The organism is Mycobacterium sp. 1245852.3, assembly GCF_001669335.1.
GTDB classification, from domain to species: Bacteria; Actinomycetota; Actinomycetes; order Mycobacteriales; family Mycobacteriaceae; genus Mycobacterium; species Mycobacterium europaeum_A.
In genome coordinates, this window is the sequence record NZ_LZLL01000283.1 from 13,201 (window position 1) to 30,725 (window position 17,525).

Annotated in this window: 15 protein-coding genes; 11 read left to right on the plus strand and 4 right to left on the minus strand. The window is 68.0% G+C overall.

The genetic code is table 11. The annotated features are described in order from the left end of the window. The first annotated feature begins 49 nt into the window (after positions 1 to 49). From A9W96_RS12475 to A9W96_RS12515, 9 genes are all read left to right on the plus strand, one after another. The gene (locus tag A9W96_RS12475; protein WP_067140102.1) at positions 50 to 1,813 is read left to right on the plus strand and encodes a nitric oxide reductase activation protein NorD; all 1,764 of its coding nucleotides are present in this window, start codon (positions 50 to 52) and stop codon (positions 1,811 to 1,813) included. A gap of 55 nt (positions 1,814 to 1,868) precedes the next feature. Beyond that, positions 1,869 to 2,726, plus strand: coding sequence for a CbbQ/NirQ/NorQ/GpvN family protein (locus tag A9W96_RS12480; protein WP_066866156.1), 858 nt, complete (start codon positions 1,869 to 1,871; stop codon positions 2,724 to 2,726). Between the two features lie 81 nt (positions 2,727 to 2,807). Further along, entirely contained in the window at positions 2,808 to 3,926 is a 1,119-nt protein-coding gene (locus A9W96_RS12485) for an ABC transporter substrate-binding protein (protein WP_066878663.1), read from the plus strand. Further along, positions 3,926 to 5,077, plus strand: a complete 1,152-nt coding sequence (locus A9W96_RS12490; RefSeq protein WP_067024753.1) for a spirocyclase AveC family protein — start codon at positions 3,926 to 3,928, stop codon at positions 5,075 to 5,077. Before A9W96_RS12485 ends, A9W96_RS12490 begins: the two co-directional genes overlap by 1 nt. Beyond that, the gene (locus A9W96_RS12495) at positions 5,070 to 6,086 is read left to right on the plus strand and encodes an SDR family NAD(P)-dependent oxidoreductase (protein ID WP_067024756.1); all 1,017 of its coding nucleotides are present in this window, start codon (positions 5,070 to 5,072) and stop codon (positions 6,084 to 6,086) included. Before A9W96_RS12490 ends, A9W96_RS12495 begins: the two co-directional genes overlap by 8 nt. A gap of 10 nt (positions 6,087 to 6,096) precedes the next feature. Beyond that, positions 6,097 to 7,311 carry a cytochrome P450 gene (locus tag A9W96_RS12500; RefSeq protein ID WP_067024759.1) on the plus strand — a complete coding sequence of 405 codons (1,215 nt, stop codon included), beginning with the start codon at positions 6,097 to 6,099 and terminating at the stop codon, positions 7,309 to 7,311. Between the two features lie 90 nt (positions 7,312 to 7,401). Continuing rightward, positions 7,402 to 8,886, plus strand: coding sequence for an aldehyde dehydrogenase family protein (locus A9W96_RS12505; RefSeq protein ID WP_066866165.1), 1,485 nt, complete (start codon positions 7,402 to 7,404; stop codon positions 8,884 to 8,886). A gap of 200 nt (positions 8,887 to 9,086) precedes the next feature. Continuing rightward, the gene (locus tag A9W96_RS12510; protein WP_067140105.1) at positions 9,087 to 10,355 is read left to right on the plus strand and encodes a cytochrome P450; all 1,269 of its coding nucleotides are present in this window, start codon (positions 9,087 to 9,089) and stop codon (positions 10,353 to 10,355) included. After that, a complete protein-coding gene (locus A9W96_RS12515) occupies positions 10,352 to 11,143 on the plus strand; it encodes a lysophospholipid acyltransferase family protein (protein ID WP_082972205.1) in 792 nt (263 codons plus the stop codon). The genes A9W96_RS12510 and A9W96_RS12515 overlap by 4 nt, the downstream gene beginning before the upstream one ends. On the opposite strand, the gene A9W96_RS12520 is transcribed toward A9W96_RS12515, so the two are convergent. After that, on the minus strand, positions 11,140 to 12,576 hold the full coding sequence (locus A9W96_RS12520) for a wax ester/triacylglycerol synthase family O-acyltransferase (protein ID WP_067140108.1): 1,437 nt from the start codon (positions 12,574 to 12,576) through the stop codon (positions 11,140 to 11,142). The genes A9W96_RS12515 and A9W96_RS12520 overlap by 4 nt on opposite strands. Positions 12,577 to 12,753: 177 nt before the next feature. On the opposite strand from A9W96_RS12520, the gene A9W96_RS12525 reads away from it, so the two are divergent. Continuing rightward, positions 12,754 to 13,902, plus strand: a complete 1,149-nt coding sequence (locus A9W96_RS12525) for a thiolase family protein (RefSeq protein ID WP_066866172.1) — start codon at positions 12,754 to 12,756, stop codon at positions 13,900 to 13,902. Beyond that, a complete protein-coding gene (locus A9W96_RS12530; protein ID WP_066878650.1) occupies positions 13,899 to 14,690 on the plus strand; it encodes a crotonase/enoyl-CoA hydratase family protein in 792 nt (263 codons plus the stop codon). The genes A9W96_RS12525 and A9W96_RS12530 overlap by 4 nt, the downstream gene beginning before the upstream one ends. Positions 14,691 to 14,709: 19 nt before the next feature. On the opposite strand, the gene A9W96_RS12535 is transcribed toward A9W96_RS12530, so the two are convergent. The 3 genes from A9W96_RS12535 to A9W96_RS12545 form a co-directional block, all read right to left on the minus strand. Beyond that, positions 14,710 to 15,723, minus strand: a complete 1,014-nt coding sequence (locus A9W96_RS12535) for an NAD(P)/FAD-dependent oxidoreductase (RefSeq protein ID WP_067140111.1) — start codon at positions 15,721 to 15,723, stop codon at positions 14,710 to 14,712. Between the two features lie 76 nt (positions 15,724 to 15,799). After that, positions 15,800 to 16,300: an isoprenylcysteine carboxyl methyltransferase family protein gene (locus A9W96_RS12540; RefSeq protein WP_066866076.1), complete on the minus strand. Its 501-nt coding sequence runs from the start codon at positions 16,298 to 16,300 to the stop codon at positions 15,800 to 15,802. Between the two features lie 20 nt (positions 16,301 to 16,320). Further along, positions 16,321 to 17,415: a type III polyketide synthase gene (locus A9W96_RS12545; protein ID WP_067024777.1), complete on the minus strand. Its 1,095-nt coding sequence runs from the start codon at positions 17,413 to 17,415 to the stop codon at positions 16,321 to 16,323. Positions 17,416 to 17,525: the final 110 nt, after the last annotated feature.

A 17,525-nucleotide genomic window follows, 5' to 3' on the forward strand; every position in this document is an offset into this window, starting at 1 on the left:
CCGGACTTTACGGTGGAACAGATATTTGGTCAACAATCCGGAGGTGTGCGTGGGGGACGACGCCGGGGGCGACCGGGTGCAGGGGCTCGGCATGCTCGCCTCGGCGCTCGCGGGCCGGGCGGCGGCGGTCGCCGAACTGCCACCCGGCGAACCCGCGTGGACGGACGGCCGAACGATCTACGTCGATGCCGCCGCCGAGCCGCGCGCGCGGCTCGAGTCGGTCGCCGTGCACGCCTCGATGATCGCGGCCGGCAGCCTGGATCCCGATGTGGTCGCTAAGTTGGTGCGGCACCGCAAACTGGCGCAGCGCTATCTGGCGGTCGAAGGCCACCGCGCCCTGATCGCGAATGCCGCTTTGCTGCCAAGCGTTTTGGCGTCGCTGGGCGACCCCGACATCGCGCGCCGCAGCGATTCGCCGCGCGCGTCGCTGGACGTCGCCGCGGCACGGGTGGCGCTGCCGGAGCCGCCGCCGCAGTTCGGGGTGCTGCGCGCGGCGAAGGTGGTCGCCGCGTGCGCTCGGGCGGCCAAACAAGACGAAGAGGCCAGGCCCGGACACGTGCCGCGGAGCAACGGCGCAACGGAACTGGACGAGCTCGACGACGGCGAGGTGGACGACTCCGACGATGCCGACCTGTTCACCAGCCCCGTCGGCGGGGGCGGATTCATCGGCAAGTGGTTGAAGAAGATGCTGTCCTCCGCACGCAAGACGGGAAGTGGCGGCGGCCCGCCCGGCGCGGACAACCCGACCCATCGCACCAGCTCCGGCAAGCGTGGCGCATACGCCGTCACGTCGCTGGCCTCGACCTCCGGTGACGACGCGGACGCCGAGCGCGAGGGCCAAACCGCCGCGGACGGTGTGCGATATCCGGAATGGGACGTCGCGCGCAAGAGCTACCGGCCGGCCTGGTGCACCGTGCGCGAGATCGATCCAAAGATCAAGGTGTCGGCCACCCAGTCCATCGACGATGCCATCGGCGTGCGGCGGCCGCTGTCGCGGCTCGGCATGGGTCTGCACCGCCGCCACCGGCAGGCGCAGGGCGACGACATCGACATCGACGCGGCCGTGGAAGCCCGGGTGGAGGTGCGGGCCGGGTCGGTGCCCGACGAGACCGTGTACCTGGACAGCCTGCGCCGCCGGCGCGACCTGTCGGTGCTGCTGCTGCTCGATGTGTCGGGCTCGGCGGGCGAACCCGGAACGGTCGGCCGCACGGTGCACGAACAACAGCGGGCGGCGGTCGCGAACCTGACCGCGGCGCTGCACGATCTCGGTGACCGCGTCGCGCTGTACGCCTATTACTCGCAGGGCCGGCGCGCGGTGAGCATGGTGCCGGTCAAGCGGTTCGACGACCAGCTGAACGCCCAGGTCATCAGGCGGCTCAACAGCCTCGAGCCCGGCGCGTACTCGCGCCTGGGCGCCGCGATCCGCCACGGTGCGGCCACCCTGGAGGCGCGCGGCGGCACGTCACGGCGGCTGCTGGTGGTGCTCTCCGACGGGCTGGCCTACGACCATGGCTATGAGCGGCCATACGGTGCCGCGGACGCGCGCCGCGCGCTCACCGAGGCCCGCCGCCGGGGAACTGGTTGCGTGTGCCTGACGATCGGCGCGGGAACCGACGTGCACTCGTTGCGCCGGGTCTTCGGCAGCACCGCACACGCGACCATCGCACACCCCGACCAGCTCGCCGGTGTGATCGGACCCCTGTTCCGCTCCGCGCTGCGTTCGGCGGAGGTGCGCCGCAGGATATCCGTGATACCAAGTCCCAGAACACCATTGGCGCACCGGACCGCCGTCGCCAGCGGCCGCGCCACTTGAAACAAACATCTGTTCCGGCTAGGCTCCAGTCGCCGGAAGTAGCAGAAGGGAAGCTATGGCCAACGAGTCCGGGCTTGCTTACTTCAACCGAGGGACCCCCGAGGGGGAGCCCGTGCGGCCTTACTACCAAGCGGTCGGCAGCGAAGAGGCCGTTTTCAAGGCGGCCTATCGGCAGGGCCTGGCGCTGGTCCTCAAGGGCCCGACGGGCTGCGGCAAGACGCGATTCGTCGAGGCGATGGCCCACGACCTCGGGCGCCCGCTGATCACCGTCGCCTGCCATGACGACCTCACCACCGCGGACCTGGTCGGTCGCTACCTGCTGCGCGGCGACGAGACGGTGTGGGTGGACGGCCCGCTGACCCGGGCGGTGCGCGAAGGGGCGATCTGCTACCTCGACGAGGTGGTGGAAGCCCGGCAGGACACCACGGTGGTGCTGCACCCGCTCGCCGACCACCGGCGACAGCTGCCCATCGAGCGACTCGGCATCACGCTGGACGCGGCGCCCGGATTCGGCCTGGTGGTGTCCTACAACCCCGGCTATCAGAGCGTGCTGAAGGATCTCAAGGACTCGACTCGACAGCGGATGGTGGCCATCGAATTCGATTTCCCCACAGCCGATATCGAAGAGGGCATTGTCGCGCACGAGGCGGGCGTGGACCGATCCACCGCGGCCGAGCTGGTCCGCTTCGGGCAGGCCATCCGCCGGCTGGAAACCGGCGGGCTGCGGGAGGTGGCGTCGACGCGGGTGCTGATCGCCGCGGGCAGGCTGGTCGCCGAGGGGTTGAGCATGCGCGACGCGGCGCGGGCCGCGATCGCGGGCCCGCTGACCGACGACGTGGCGGTGGGAAAGGCGCTGGGCGAGATGATCGAGATCTACCTAGCGCCGGACGGGTCCGGCGGGTCCGATGATTGACGCTGCATACCGCCCCCGCTAGGGTCTGAACAAATATTAGGTTTGCCATTCGGCGCGCGATTCTGTCACCTGGGAGGTCGGATGTCCTACGAGAGCAGCGCAGAGCCCATCAAGGTCGGTTACCTGATGGACTTCACGCTCCCGCCGGGTTTTCCCGAGGATCTGTTCGCCTCCTTCACCCAGACTTTCGAGCTCATCTTCGAAGAAGCCGTCGCCGAGGGACTGATGGACCGGCCGGTGCAGATGATCTACCGCGAGGTCGAGGGTTTGCCCAAAGGTTCGGTCAAGGCGGTGATTGATGCGTATGGCGAACTCGTCGACGAGGGCTGTCTGGTGGTGTTCGGTCCGAATATCACGGATAACTGCGTGCCGTTGCGAGAAGCGATCGAGGAACGCTTCAAGGTCCCCGCGATCAGCGTGACCGGCACCGACGACTGGCTGGGCGAGTGGACCTTCGCCTTCCCGCAGGGTTCCATGACCGACGAGCCGATCTTTTTGGCCGACCTCATCGCCAAGCGCGGACTCGCCGAGATCGGCGTGCTGGTCGAGCAGAGCCTGATCGGGGAGAGCTACCTGAAGAACCTGCGAAGTGCCTGCCGGCGTAAGGGCATTCGGATCGTGGCCGAAGTTCCCATCGCGCAGACCGCCCAGGACATCAACGCCGCGGTGCAAACGCTGCACGAGGCCAAGGCCGAGGCGATCGTGCACCTGGGCTTCGGCTTCGGCATCGTGTTCATCAACCCGGCGCTCGAGTCGCTCGGGTGGGACCCGCCCCGCTTCACCACGACGGCGTGGCAGAACGCCTGGGTCAACCCGATCATGTGGAACGCGTTCATGGGCTGGACGGGTGTGGACCAGTACGACGAGGCGAACCGGATCGGCCAGGACTTCCTCGACAGGTACGCGGCGAAGTACAACGGCAGTCGCCCCGAGTTCTGTGTGACCGTGGTCAACCGCGACGTCGCCGCGACGTTGGTGCGCGCGTTCACCGACGCCCATCCGTTGAGTCCCCGCGGCGTCAAAGAGGCGTTGGAACGGGTCAAGATGATGCCCGCCGCCTCCGGCGCGCCCGGCACCCGGGTGTCGTTCGGCAAGTGGACGCGCCGCGCCTGGATGGGTGCGGGCTATCTGGTGGCGCGGACCCTCGACGCCGACGGCATCAACTCGCACCTGGTGGATCGCTTCGGAGAGGAAGACTGATGTCCACAGAACAATCCATCCCGCTGACCACGGACGACAAACCCGTCGCGCCGGGCGGGCGCAAGCGCAGCTGGGGCGGTTGGATCGCCGGCGCGGCGCTGGCCGCCTTCGCGTTGTTCTTCATCGCGAATTGCCGTGTGGCCCTTGACCCTCGCGTCGCGAACCCAGGCGTGCAGGGCCGGCCGCGCCCGGTGAAGTTCACGTTCGGGCTGGACTACATCGGCTTCCTGGACTGGGCCACGGTGGTGGCGCTGATCGTGCTGTTGATCGTCTTCATCAGGGGCTGGCGCCGCAATCCCGGTAGCCCGGTGATGCTGATGTTCTTGTGTACCACGCTGATCGTGTGGCAGGACCCGATCATGAACTGGTCGCCGTTCGCGGTCTACAACCCAGATCTCGTGCACTGGCCGGAATCCTGGCCGCTGGTGTCGTTGTCGCCGACGGTCGAACCGTTCGTGGTCTTCGGTTACGTGATGTTCTACTTCGGCCCCTACTTCCCGGCCGTCTGGCTGCTGCGCAGGTTGCAGGCGAAGTACGGGCCCACCGGTTACGTGTCACGGCATCCCCTGATCAGCCTGGGGCTGATCACGCTGGTGATCGGTTTCATCTTCGATGCCTTCCTGGAAAACATCCTGATCCACTGGGGCATGTACATCTACTCGCAGGTGATCCCGTGGGGATCGGTGTTCACCGGCACCACCTTCCAGTTCCCGCTGATCTGGGAGTCGTTCTCGGTGTGCTTCGTGATGGTCCCCGCGGCGATCCTGTGCTATCGCGACGACACCGGTAAGTCCGTCGCGGAAAAGCTTGCCGCAAAAGCGAAGTTGTTCCCCACGCGACCGGTGCTCGGCACGTTCCTGGTGATGTTCCTCATCATCAACGTGTCGTACTTCGCCTACGGTGGCTGGTTCTGGGCCATCAAGGCCAGTCACGCCGCCACGTCGGTGGCCTGCCCGTGGCCGTATCCCGAGGCCAAAGTCTATGACCCGCAAGGCTTCTACGAGAAGGCGGGTGCCCAGGGCCCTTACTCGGTCGGCATCTGGTCGACGTGGGCGAGCGGCGAACCCAACGGCCGGCCCCACGTCGATCCTCCACCGCCGGGCGAAGGCGCCTGCGCTGTCCAGGATCAAAAGGCGAGCCGGCATGGTTGAGCCGCGCGCCGTCGTCATCACCGGTGCATCCCGCGGACTCGGCTTCGCCTCCGCGGTGCGGATGTACCGGGAAGGATGGCGCGTGGTCGCGGCCATGCGCACTCCCGACCAGGCAATGCCGCTGCTGCGCAAGGCCATTGAGGATCAGGGCCTGGACGCACCCGACGACGACCGGCTGATCGGCGTCCAGCTCGACCTGACCGACAACGCGTCGATCGCCGCGGCGGCCAAGTCGATCGAAGAGGCCGTGGGCGCACCGTACGCGCTGGTGCACAACGCGGGCATCTCGGCCGCCGGCATGGTCGAGGAAACCGATATGGCGTTGTGGCAGCGCATGCTGGCCACCAGCCTCCTGGGCCCCGTCACGCTCACCCAAGCGTTGTTGCCGTCGATGCGGGCGGCGGGCCAGGGGCGAATCGTCCTGGTTTCCAGCGCCGCCGGGGTGCGCGGCCAGCCCGCAACCGCGCCCTACTCGGCGGCCAAGGGGGCGCTGGAGCGCTGGGGGGAATCGATGGCGTGCGAGATCGCGCCGTTCGGCCTCGGCGTCACCGTCCTGGTGGCCGGCACGTACGACACCGCGATCATCACCGACGCCGGCACCACCGATGACCGCAACTTCGGCGGCCCGTACGCCCGGCTGCACAACACCATGAACAGCCGCGGGCGTTTCGCGATGAAGATGGCCCGCCCACCCGAGCGGTTCACCGACGGCCTGCTCAGGGCGATCGAGGATCGGGGTGCGTTCCGCCGGCGGGGCGTCGGCCCGGATGCCTCGATGCTGTTGGTGGCCAACAGGATTCTGCCGGCGGCGGGCATGCACCACATGTCGCGGATCGTGCTGGGCATACCCCGTCAGGGCTCGATGCGCGACGGCGCGTGGCCCCTGACCACAAGCCAAAAAGCGATGGTGTTCGTCGCCCGTGTTCTTCCGCAACCGGCACTGCAGCGCTTGGCCGCGGTGGCCGGGCGGTTCTCGTCATCGAAGAACGCGGCACAGCAAGGGGATTGAAGGGGCAATCATGGAACAACTTTTCGACGATCTGGAAGACTTCGGCGCCTTCGACGACGCGGTCTCGGGGGACGTGCGCGACCCGTACACCGAGCTGGCCCGGCTGCGCCGTGAGGAACCGATCCAGCGCCTGGACACCTCCGGGATGCCGCACGAGGAATCCAAGCCGGTCTTCATCGTCTACCGCCACGAGGAAGCCCAGCAGATGCTGCGCGATAACGAGACGTTCTCCTCGGCGGCCGTCATCGCGGCGTTCGGCCCGGTCCTGGGGGAGCGGGTCATGCTCGGCATGGACGAGCCGATCCACGGGCGGCTGCGGTCGCTGGTGTCAAAGGCGTTCTCGCAGAAGGCCTTGGCGCGCTGGGAGGACGAGCTGGTCGGCCGCGTGGCCAATGGCCTCATCGACAAGTTCGCGGCCAACGGCAAGGCCGACTTGGTCAAGGAATTCACCTTCGACTATCCGAGTCAGATCATCGCCGGTCTGCTGGGGCTGCCCGAGGAGGACTACCCGCAGTTCCAGCGCTGGTCCATCTCGCTGCTGAGTTGGATCCTGAACCCGGAACGCGGACTCGCCGCATCGGCGGCGCTGTGCGACTACTTCGCGCCCATCCTCGCGGCCCGCCGCGCCGAACCCAAGGACGATCTGATCAGCGCGCTGGCCCAGGCGGAGATCGACGGCGAGAAGCTCGAGGACGAGGAGATCTATTCCTTCCTGCGGCTGCTGCTGCCCGCCGGAGTGGAGACCACCTACCGCGCGCTGGGCAACCTCCTGCTCGCGCTGCTGTCCGATCCCAGGCAGCTCGACGCCATTCGCGCGGACCGGTCGCTGCTGCCGCAGGCGATCGAGGAGGGCGTGCGGTGGGAACCGCCGCTGTTGACGATCACCAGGGTCGCTACCCGCGACACCGAACTCGGCGGAGTCGCGATCCCGGCCGGGTCGAGCGTGATGCCGATGCTGGGCGCCGCCAACCGGCAGGAGGACCGCTACCCCGATCCAGACACGTTCAACATCCACCGGCAGCAGAGGCCGAATCTGGCCTGGGGGCACGGCGTGCACGTCTGCCTCGGCATGCACCTGGCCCGCCTCGAGATGCGCACGGCCATCAACCTGCTGCTCGACCGGCTGCCGAATCTTCGGCTGGACCCCGAGGGGGACGACCCGCACATCCGCGGCCAGGTCTTCCGGTCACCGACGTCGGTTCCGGTGCTGTTCGACCCCCAATAACCGGCCCCGCAGCGGCTGCAACTTGCCAATCGGCTAGTTTGCGGTAAGGCTCTCCGTAGCCCCTCCATGATTCAGAAGAGAGTGACAGATATGACTGAGGCTGTAAAGGTCCGCTTCGAGCCGAAAATGATGATCGACGGCAAGCTCGTCGAGGGCCAGGCCGGTACCTTCACCAACATCAACCCGGCGACCGAAGAGTCCCTCGGCGAGGTTTCCGATGCCTCGAAGGAGGACATGCATCGGGCCATCGACGCCGCCCGGCGCGCCTTCGACGAGACCGACTGGTCGACCAACAAGGAGCTGCGCAAGCGCTGCCTGCTGCAGCTGCACGAGGCGATCGAATCCGAGATCGACGAGCTGCGCGAGGAGCTGATCCTCGAGGTCGGCTCGCCGCGGGCCATCACCTTCGGGCCTCAGCTGGACGCGCCGCTGGAAGACGGGCTGAAGTACCCGGCCCGGCTGATCGACGAGTACGCCTGGGAAACCGACCTGGGCGACAAGGTGATCAGCCTGACCGGCACGCTGACCACCCGCAAGGTGTGGCGGGAACCGGTGGGCGTCGTCGGCGCGATCGTGCCGTGGAACTTCCCCTTCGAGGTCACCCTCAACAAGCTGGGCCAGGCGCTGGGCACCGGCAACACGGTGGTGCTCAAGCCCGCACCGAACACGCCGTTCAACGCGAACCGGCTGGGCCGGCTCATCGCCGAGAAGACCGACATCCCCGCCGGCGTGGTCAACGTCGTCACCGCCTCGGACCACTTCGTGGGTGAGGAGCTGACGCTGTCGCCGAAGGTCGACCTGATCTCGTTCACCGGCTCGACGGTGGTGGGCAAGCGGATCATGGAGAAGGGCGCCGCCACGATGAAGCGGCTGTTCCTCGAACTCGGCGGCAAGTCGGCCACCATCGTCTTGGAGGACGCGGACTTCGCGACGGCCTGCATGGTCGGCATCGCGCCCTGCATGCACGCCGGTCAGGGTTGCGCGAACCCCACCCGGCTGCTGCTGCCGCGGTCCCGCTACGACGAGGGCGTGGAGATCCTGAAGAACATCTACGAGAACGTCACATGCGGCGACCCGCAGGACCCGGGAACGTTGTGTGGGCCGGTGATCTCGCAACGGCAGTTCGACCGCGTGACGGGCTACATCCAGAAGGGCGTCGAAGAGGGCGCCACGGCGCTGGTCGGCGGCCCCGGTGCGGAAACGGGCTTCGACAAGGGATACTTCATCCGGCCAACGCTTTTCACCAATGTCGACAACAAGATGACCATCGCGCAGGAGGAGATCTTCGGCCCGGTGCTCTCGGTCATCCCTTTCGACGACGAAGAGGACGCCATCCGGATCGCCAACGACAGCGTGTACGGGTTGGCCGGCAACGTGTTTGCCGGCTCCCTCGAGCGTGCGCTGTCGGTGACCCGCCGCATCAAGGCCGGCTTCATGGGCGTCAACGGGGGCGCCCCGTACGGTGCCGACACGCCGTTCGGCGGCTACAAGGAAAGCGGTGTGGGCCGCCAGAACGGTGTGGCCGGATTCGACCAGTACACCGAGATCAAGTCGGTCGCCTACCCGGCCGTGTAGCAAGGTTCCCCGTCGGCGAGATTGCCGTCAGGGTCGCGATTTTCGGCTTGATCGCGACCGTGGCGGCAATCTCCGTTTCTGGTCCTCATTTTCGGGCTCCTCGGCTTGACCTAATATTTGTTCAGCCTTAGATTGGCTGGAGAGGTCGCGTCGCCCGGGTTGACGTCGGTGCGCGGTTACCTGGATGCCTAGGAGTCCTGTTGAACGAATTCGATTCGGTGGATTTCTTCACCGACCTGTCCCTGATTCCCGACCCGTACCCGTACTTCGACCACCTGCGCGCGCGGTGCCCGGTGCTGGCACGACCTGAGCAGGGCGTCCTGGCCGTAACGGGTCACTCCGAAGCGCTCGCGGTCTATAAGGATCCGGCGTTCTCGTCCTGCGTCTCGGTCGCCGGCCCGTTTTCGGGGCTGCCGTTCGAGCCCGAGGGCGACGACATCGGCAGCCTGATCGAACAGCACCGGTCGCAGATCCCGATGAGCGAACACATCGTGACGCAGGACCCGCCGGAGCACGCCAGGACGCGAGGCCTGCTCAGCCGCCTCCTGACCCCCAAGCGGCTCAAGGAGAACGAAGACTTCATGTGGCGGCTCGCCGATGAGCAGCTCGACGAGTTCGTATCCCGAGGCCGCTGCGAATTCCTCGACCAGTACGCGCGGCCGTTCTCCGGCCTGGTCATCGCCGACCTGCTGGGAGTTCCCATCGAGGATCACGAAGAGTTTCGGGATGTGTTCTCGGGCAAGTTCTCCGGTGGCGTGGAGGACGATTCGGTGACGCGGGCGCACAATCCGCTGGAATACCTCGACGAGAAATTCACCACGCACATCACCGACCGCCGCCGAGCGCCGCGCGAAGACGTGTTGACCGAGCTGGCCCAGGCGAAGTATCCCGACGGTTCGACTCCCGATGTCATCGACGTCGTCCGGCTGGCGACGTTCCTATTCGCGGCCGGCCAGGAAACCACGACGAAGCTGCTGAGCTTCGGCGTCCGCACGCTCGCGGAGAACCCGGAGTTACAAAAGCTGCTCCGCGAAGACCGCGGCCGCATACCGAATTTCGTCGAAGAGACGCTGCGCATGGAAAGCCCGGTCAAATGTCACTTCCGGATGGCGCGCACGACGACGTCGATCGGTGACACCGAGGTCCCGGCGGGAAGCACCGTCATGTTGCTGCCCGGTGCGAGCAATCGGGATGCGCGAAAGTTCGAGCAGCCCGACGAGTTCCGCATCGACCGGCCCAACGTGCGAGAGCATGTGGCCTTCGGTCGCGGCAATCACTCGTGCCCGGGCGCACCGCTGGCCCGCGCGGAAGGGCGAATCTCGTTGAACCGCATACTCGACCGGATGGGGGACATCGCGATCGCCGAGGCCGAGCACGGGCCGCCGGACGCCCGCCGCTACACCTACGACCCGACCTGGCAGATGCGGGGCCTGTCCGAGCTGCACCTCGAATTCACCCCGATGTCGTGACTTCCCACCAAATCGGCGAGTGGGATCCCGGCTTCACCGAGCGCTTCGTCACCGCGGCAGAGCCCCTGGCGCGGCGCTGGTTTCGCTTCGAGGTGCGTGGGCTGGAATCGGTGCCGCCTCGTGGTGGTGCCCTGATAGTCGGCAACCACTCGGGCGGCATGCTCACGCCCGACGTGCTGATCTTCGCGGCGGCGTTCTACCGAAGATTCGGCTACCGACGCCCGCTGTACACGCTCGGCCATGACGGGATGTTCGTCGGGCCGATGTCGCGATGGCTGACCCGGCTGGGCGTCATTCGCGCCACCTCCGCGAACACCGCGCGGGCGCTGCGGTCCGGCGGCGTGGTGCTGGTGTTTCCGGGCGGCACCTACGACGCCTATCGACCGACGCTGGCCGAGAACGTCATCGACTTCAACGGCCGCACCGGGTACGTCCGGGCGGCGAGCGATGCGCGGGTGCCGATCGTGCCGGTGGTCTCCATCGGCGGCCAGGAAAGCCAGCTGTTCCTCACCCGCGGCACGTGGCTGGCCAAGCGGCTGGGCCTGTCGCGCTGGCGCTCGGACATTCTGCCCATCACCGTGGGGTTTCCGTTCGGGCTCAGCATGCTCGTGCCGCCCAACCTGCCGTTGCCGACCAAGATCGTCAGCGAAGTCCTCGAACCGATCGACGTCGCCACCCGGTTCGGCGATCAGCCCGGCGTCGCCGACGTCGACGCGCATGTCCGTTCGGTCATGCAGGCCGCCCTGGACGGCCTGGCTCACCAGCGACGCTTTCCCGTCCTGGGCTAGGGCTTCGCCGTGGCTTGCGGCATCGCGCCCGGCACGGTCGCCAGGTCATCGGCCAACCCTGCGGCAGCGCGGATTTCGCGGAATGCGCCGACCATGGCGTCGGTGAGTTCATGGGGGTCGCCGAGGGTGCGGTCGTCGGCGATCACCGATATGTTCAGCTGATCGACGTAGCTCCACACGGTGATGTTGATCCCGCAGGCGGTGATCAACGGTCCGGCGGAATAGATTTCGCTGACCGGGGCGCCGGCGAAACGGCCGCGCTCACGCGGCCCCACCACGTTGGAGATCGGAATATTGAACAACCTGTTTCGGGTGTACCGCCGGGCCAGCCATCGGAACGCCAGGGGAGCGGCAGCGCCGGGCAGGTAGCTGATCAACTTGCCATAGAGTTCCGGGCCGAACAGCTCGTTGTTCTCCTTGGCGATCGTCGTTGCCACGGACGTCAGGCGCACGCGTCGCAGCGGATCGCCGATGTGGGTGGGTAGCGACACCGCCATGCCCCCGAGCTCGTTGCCGCTGATCCGCTGCGGCGACCTGTCCGTAGTGGCCGGGACGGAGGCGACCAGGGGCTGGTTTGCGCTGCCGTCGTAGCGCAAGAGCAGTTCACGCAGTGCGCCCGCCGCGATCGCCATCACCATATCGTTGATGGTGATCTGCAGCTGCCTACCGGTCTGTTTGACCTGAGGTAGCGACAGCGTCGCGGTGGCGAAAGTCCTTGCCGGAGAGACGATATGGTTGAGGAAAGTCGGCGGCGCGTGCAGCATCCGGGCGAGGTCCGGTTGGCTGCCGCGCTGCCGGGCGCGCCGCCGCAGCCGCCGCGCCCCGCCGAGCGCCTCGGCTATCACCCCGGGTAACGCGGCGGCCTGCCGGGCATGATCCGCGGCGGCCGCACGCAGCAGCCGCGCCGTCGAGGGCGGAATGCACGTGGTGTCGTTGTCCCGGTCGTCCTGCACCGGGCCGGTCAAATCCATGAGCCTGGTCAGCAGATTGGCTGAGGCGACGCCGTCGGCCAGGGCGTGGTGCATCTTGCCGATGATCGCGAACTTGTTGTCCGCCAAGCCTTCGGCGAAGTGGAATTCCCACAGCGGACGGTCGCGGTCCAGTGGCACCCCGGCAATCTGGCCGATCACCCCGTCGAGCTCCCGACGGCCACCCGGGGTGGGCACCCGAACGCGCCGCACATGATAGTCGAGGTCGACCTCGCAATTCTGCAGCCACATCGGGTGATGCAATCGCCACGGGATGTCGATCAGCTTGTAGCGCAACGGATCCAGCCGATGCAGTCGCCGGTGCAGCGTGCGCCGGAAAACGTCGAAGCTGACCTCGCCGTCGTAGCCGGCGGCGTCGACGATCGCCACCTTCAAGGTGTGGGTATGCAGGTTCGGCGTCTCGCTGTACAGCAGCATCGCGTCCATGCCGTTGAGCCGCTTCACCCGACCATTATTGCCCTGCACCCGCGGCCGTGAGAACAAAATTCTGGTTCGGCGGCACGCGCCGAGCCCGGCTTCGCGCCAGAACCACCCCCGGGCTCCACCCGCCCAACCCCTTGGTTGACAATCGACGCAAGACTCCATTCTTTTCGAAGTCCACGTGTCAAAGGAGACAAGACCATGGCTGAAGCCGTCATCGTCGAGGCAGTGCGTTCACCGATCGGCAAGCGCAACGGCGGATTGTCCGGGGTGCACCCGGCGGATCTTTCCGCGCAGGTGCTCAACGGCCTGGTCGACAAGGCGGGCGTCGACCCGGCCCTGGTCGACGACGTCATCTGGGGCTGCGTCATGCAGGCCGGCGAGCAGGCCCTCGACATCGGCCGCACCGCCCTGCTGACCGCCGGCTGGCCCGAGACCGTCCCGGGCGTGACCGTGGACCGCCAGTGCGGTTCAAGCCAGCAGTCGATCCACTTCGCGGCCGCCGGCGTGGTCGCCGGACACTACGACGTCGTCGTCGCCGGTGGTGTCGAGTCGATGTCGCGGACCCCGATGGGCGCCTCGCTGGCCAACGGCGGGCGCCCGTATCCCCAGGCCTTCCTGGACCGCTACCAAGGCCAGATCCCCAACCAGGGCATCGGCGCGGAGATGATCGCCGAGCAGTGGGGGTTCGACCGCACCACGCTGGACCAGTTCAGCCTCGACTCGCACGAAAAGGCTGCCGCCGCACAGGATTCCGGAGCTTTCGATGACCAGATCGTGGGCATCAAGGATCAGGACGGCAACGTGGTGCTCAAGGACGAAGGCATCCGCCGCGGCACCCCGATGGAGAAGATGGCCTCGCTGAAGCCGGCCTTCAAGGAGGACGGCGTGATCCACGCCGGCAACTCCTCGCAGATCTCCGACGGCTCGGCGGCGATCCTGTTCATGTCCGCCGAGAAGGCCAAGGAACTGGGGCTCAAGCCGATCGCCAAGGTGCACACCGCGACGCTGGCCGGAGCCGACCCGGTGATCATGCTGACCGCGCCCATCCCGGCCACCCAGAAGGTGCTCAAGCGGTCCGGGCTGTCCATCGGCGAGATCGGCGCCTACGAGGTCAACGAGGCGTTCGCGCCGGTCCCGCTGGCCTGGCTCAAGGACATCGGCGCCGACGAGAGCAAGCTCAACCCCAACGGTGGCGCAATCGCGCTGGGCCACCCGCTCGGCGGATCCGGTGCCCGGATCATGACCACCCTGCTGTATCACATGCGGGACAAGGGAATTCAGTACGGGCTGCAGACCATGTGTGAAGGTGGCGGCCAGGCCAACGCCACCATCGTGGAACTGTTGTGACCCAGCCGCCGGGGGCCCTGGCCGAGCGTCGGGGCAACGTGATGGTGATAACCATCAACCGGCCGGAAGCCCGCAACGCGGTGAACGCCGCCGTCAGCATCGGCCTCGGGGATGCGCTCGAAGAGGCGCAGCACGACCCCGAGGTGCGGGCGGTGGTGGTCACCGGCGCCGGCGACAAATCGTTCTGCGCCGGGGCCGACCTCAAGGCGATCGCGCGCCGGGAGAACCTGTATCACCCGGACCATCCCGAATGGGGCTTCGCCGGATACGTGCACCACTTCATCGACAAGCCCACGATCGCGGCGGTGAACGGTACCGCCCTGGGCGGTGGCACCGAGTTGGCACTGGCCAGCGATCTGGTGGTGGCCGACGAACGCGCGCAGTTCGGTTTGCCCGAGGTCAAGCGCGGGCTGATCGCCGCCGCGGGCGGCGTGTTCCGCATCGTCGAGCAGTTGCCCCGCAAGGTGGCGATGCGGCTGCTGCTGACCGGCGAACCGCTGTCCGCGGCCGCCGCCTGCGAATGGGGCCTGATCAACGAGGTCGTCGCGCCGGGCTCCGTGCTGGACGCCGCGCTCGCCCTGGCCGAGCGCGTCACCGTCAACGCGCCGCTGTCGGTGCAGGCCAGCAAGCGGGTGGCCTACGGAGTCGACGACGGTGTCGTCGTCGGTGACGAACCGGGCTGGGAGCGCACCATTCGCGAGATGAAGGCGCTGCTCAGGTCCGAGGACGCCAAAGAGGGGCCGCTGGCGTTCGCCGAGAAGCGGGAGCCGGTCTGGAAGGCGCGCTAGTGCCGGCGCGGTATCAGCGCTAATGCGCGAGGATGTTGACCCCGCGGCCGAACACCGCGGGTAGCAGCGCGCAGGTCGGGACGACCGCGCGGCGCACCGCCCGCGGCGTGCTGGCCAGCACCAGCGCGCGGGTGAGCAGCCGGTAATCGCGGGTGATCCGGTGCCACGCCGTCTCGTACGCGGCCGGCCTCTCGTTCACGATGGCGTCGACCGCCGCGGCGGACTGCTTGAACGCCAGGCTGATGCCCTCGCCGGTGAGCGCGTCCTCGTAGCCGGCCGCGTCCCCGACCAGCAGCACGCGCCCCGCCACCCGGCGCGAGACCACCTGCCGCAAGGGGCCGCAGCCGCGGGGCTGCCCGGGCTCGGCGCCGTGCAGCTGGCGGGCCAGCCGCGGGAACCACGCCGGGTCGGGCCGGCCGCGCGACAGGATGGCCACCCCGACCAGGTCGGGCTCGACCGGTGTCACGTACGCCTCGCCCCAGCGCGACCAGTGCACCTCGACGAATTCCGACCAGGCCGGTACCCGGTAGTGCCAACGCACGCCGTAGCGGCGCGGCGTCCCCGCGGTCGCGGTGATTCCGACGGCGCGACGCACCTGTGAATGCAGCCCGTCGGCGGCCACCAACCATTTCGCGCGCACGCCGGCGGCCGACACGCCGTGGGCGTCCTGCGCCACCTTCGTCACCCGCGCGCGGATCCAGTCGGTGTCCTGCTCCTTGGCGCGCGCGGCCAGCGCCGCGTGCAACGTCGTGCGGCGGACGCCGCGCCCCGGCCCGCCACGAAATTGCGCCTGCGCTCGCCGCCGCTCACTCACGTACGCGATCCCGTGAAAGGGCATGCCGACGGGATCCACGCCCAGCGAGGTCAATTCGGCCAAGCCGCCCGGCATCAACCCCTCGCCACACGCCTTGTCGATGGGGCCGTCGCGCGGTTCGGCCACGATCACCGAAAGTCCTTGGCGGCGAGCGTGTAACGCCGTCGCCAGCCCGCCCGGGCCGCCGCCGACGATCAACAGGTCCGCGTCGTAGGACATGAGCGCCGCTCCTCTCCCCCGCAAGCGGGAGGTGCCCCCGCATCGCTTCGCTCTGCATCGTCGCCAGCGCGGTCGCTCACGTGTAGCCCAACGCCGAGTTCTCCACCTGTAGACGCACCCTGAGCAACGCGGCGTTGGCCAGCGTGAACAGCGCCGCGGTCAGCCACGCCGTGTGCACCAGCGGCAGTGCCAAGCCTTCGGCCACCACTGCAACATAGTTCGGGTGGTGCAGCCAGCGGTAGGGACCCTGACGCACCAGCGGCGCCTGCGGCAGCACGATCACGCGGGTGTTCCATCGCCGGCCCAGCGTCGTGATGCACCACCAGCGCAGCGCCTGGCTGGCCACCACCACCGCCAGCATCGGCCAGCCCAGCCACGCGATGAAGGGCCGGTGCAGCGCCCACGGCTCGACGAGGCAGCCGACCAGCAACGCGGTGTGAATGGTCACCATCACCGGATAGTGGGACCGGCCAAACTCCTTGGCGCCCTGCGTAAACGACCATCGCGCATTGCGGGTGGACACCACCAGCTCCGCCACGCGCTCCAGCCCGACCGCCAGCACCAGCAGGTAATACATGGCTACAGTCTTTACCAGCTCTACCAGGCCAGCAGCACCAGCTCGGAGCAGAACGCCGGGCCCATCGCGATCATCAACCCCATCGAGCCGGGCGGGGGCGGATCGGCGAGGTTGGCCGCGAGCACGTCGAGCACCGAGACCGACGACAGATTGCCGTTCTCGCGCAACGAGTTTCGTGTGTGGTCGAGAGCGGCCGGGGGAAGGTCCAGGACGCTCTCGACGGTCTCTATCACCCGCGGGCCGCCCGGGTGGCACACCCAGGTCGTCACATCGCGCGGGGTCAGCCCGTGGTCGGCGAGGAAATCGCGGACGTCGTCGCCCAGATACTTCTCTGCGATGGTGGCGACGTCGGCGGACAGCACGATCCGGAAGCCGTCGGCGCCGATCTTCCAGCCCATGATCTCCTCGGTATCGGGATAGAGGTGGCTGCGGGTGGCCAGCACGCGGGGACCGGTGTGTTCGCGGCCGGCGCGGTTGGCGCCCTCGGTGATCACCACCGCCGCCCCGTCCCCGAACAGGCTGGTGGCGACGAGATTGGCGACCGACCTGTCCTGGCGTTGAACGGTCAGCGAGCACAGCTCCACCGCGAGCAGCGCGGCCGTGTGATCGGGGAAGGCGCGCAGGTAGTCGTGCATGCGCGCCACGCCCGCCGCACCGGCCACACACCCCAGGCCGAACAGCGGGACACGCTTGACGTCGGGGCGCAGCCCGACCCGCGTCGCCAGCCGCGCCTCCAGCGTGGGAACCGCCAGCCCGGTGACCGTCGTGGAAAACACGATGTCGAGCTCCGATGGCTTGACCTTGGCCTCATCCAGCGCGGCCACCAGCGCCTGCTCGCCCAGATCCAGCGCGACCTCGAGATAGGCGTCGTTGGCCTCGGTGAACCCGCTCAGCTCGCGATAGCGCGGCAGCCGCAACGCGGTGTTGCGGAACTCCACCCCGCTGCTCGACGCGAAACGGCGAAAGTCCGGACCGGCGATGTCGGTGAGCGCGCAGATGGCTTCGCTTTGGGTATAGCGATTGGGTGGAAACTTCACCGCAACGCCGGCAATGGACGGATTTCTCTGCGCGATGCCCGACGAGCCGGCGAATTCACGGCTTCCCCCATGGTCCATGTACAGGTGACGGTGCCGCGGCGCCGCCGGTTCAACTGAACACCGCGCGGGTGGCCCGCTTGGCGCAATCGTCCGACTCCTGCGCACGCCTCGAGCGGCGCGCGACGTGG